The 485-nt window shown below is 46.8% G+C and carries 1 protein-coding gene; it reads left to right on the top strand.

Going from position 1 to position 485, the window contains the following annotated elements; genetic code table 11:
- Positions 1–199: 199 nt before the first annotated feature.
- Positions 200–485 (top strand): site-specific integrase (locus tag AB4512_RS23585; protein ID WP_372175944.1); only part of this gene is annotated, 286 nt, incomplete at its 3' end.

Here is a 485-nt window from a genome sequence, read left to right as displayed (position 1 = left end):
CATTTTTATACCTCAAACATAACGCCAAGATAACCCGCACCAAACCTTGGCATATACTTTCACGAAGTGAAAATGCCAAGCGTTTTTGGTCACTGTTAAACGCCTTGTTGAACGAAGCCGCTACGCGGCAGAGTAAAACGAGTGCAAACCATACTCTTGTAACACCATCACCCTGATGGTCGTTCACAGGAGTAACCCCATGAAACCCGATGACTTAAAACGCTACAACGCCCTTTATGAACAACACCTTACCAACCTAAAGCTGCAAGGTAAACGACCTGCGACGATCGATGCCTATTCCCGTGCGGTTCGTCGGATCACCGCTCATTTCGACCGAGCCCCTGATACATTAACGACCTCTGACCTCAAACAGTTCTTCGCGTCTCTTATTCAAACCCATTCGTGGAGCACCATAAAACTCGATCGTAATGGCTTGCAGTTTTTCTATCGCTACACGCTCGATAAACAGTGGGAATGGCTCAATA

Origin of the sequence: Vibrio sp. 10N.222.52.B7, assembly GCF_041474275.1 — a bacterium.
Lineage (GTDB): Bacteria > Pseudomonadota > Gammaproteobacteria > Enterobacterales > Vibrionaceae > Vibrio > Vibrio crassostreae_C.
This window is presented reverse-complemented; position numbering and strand designations above follow the sequence as displayed.